The organism is Sabulibacter ruber, assembly GCF_017355955.1.
Taxonomy (GTDB): Bacteria; Bacteroidota; Bacteroidia; order Cytophagales; family Hymenobacteraceae; genus Nibribacter; species Nibribacter ruber_A.
The window spans coordinates 413-1,032 of record NZ_JAFFID010000014.1 but is presented as its reverse complement, the minus strand read 5'-3'; the positions used below and the strand labels follow the sequence as shown (position 1 = coordinate 1,032).

Annotated in this window: 1 protein-coding gene; it reads right to left on the bottom strand. The window is 70.3% G+C overall.

From position 1 onward, the window contains the following. Positions 1-620 (bottom strand): IS110 family transposase (locus JT719_RS24230; RefSeq protein WP_207436376.1); only part of this gene is annotated, 620 nt, incomplete at both ends.

Here is a 620-nt window from a genome sequence, read left to right as displayed (position 1 = left end):
ACGGACCTGGACCCGGTAGGCTTCGCCCTGATGCGCCCCGACCGTGCTTTTGGCGCCCTGGATCAGGGTGCCGGCCCGCTCCGGGCCGACGGCATGCCGCCCGTCGTAGCGCAGAGCCGCCAGTTGGCCGGGGTCGGCGGCGGCGATGGCCTGCCCGCTGGGGAAGGCCAGCAGGATGGTGGTGGCTAGCCGGCTGTCGAGGGTGTGGACGATCCGGGTGAACTCCGGGAAGGTCAGGTCGACCAGGCGGTGGAGCTGGCGGACCCGGTCGCCGAGATCCTGGACCAGCCGGTCGCGATGGCGGACCAGCTCGCGCAGCTCTTCGGTGGCCGCATCGGGCAGGCGGGTCGGTTGCGGGCGCTTTTGCTGAGCCAGCCGCGCCAGGCCGAGGGCATCGATGCCGTCGGTCTTGGTGCGCGTGAGGTTTTCCTGCTGGAAGCGGGCGGACTGCAAGGGATTGAGCACGACCAGCGGGTAGCCGTTGGCCAGCAAGGCGACCGCCAGGTTCTTCCAGTAGTGGCCGGTTGCCTCCAGGACGACACAGGCGACCGGCGCCAACGGCTTGAGGCAGGCCAGAAGAGCAGCGTGGCCGTTGGCGTCTTCTTCAAAGCGCCGGGCCT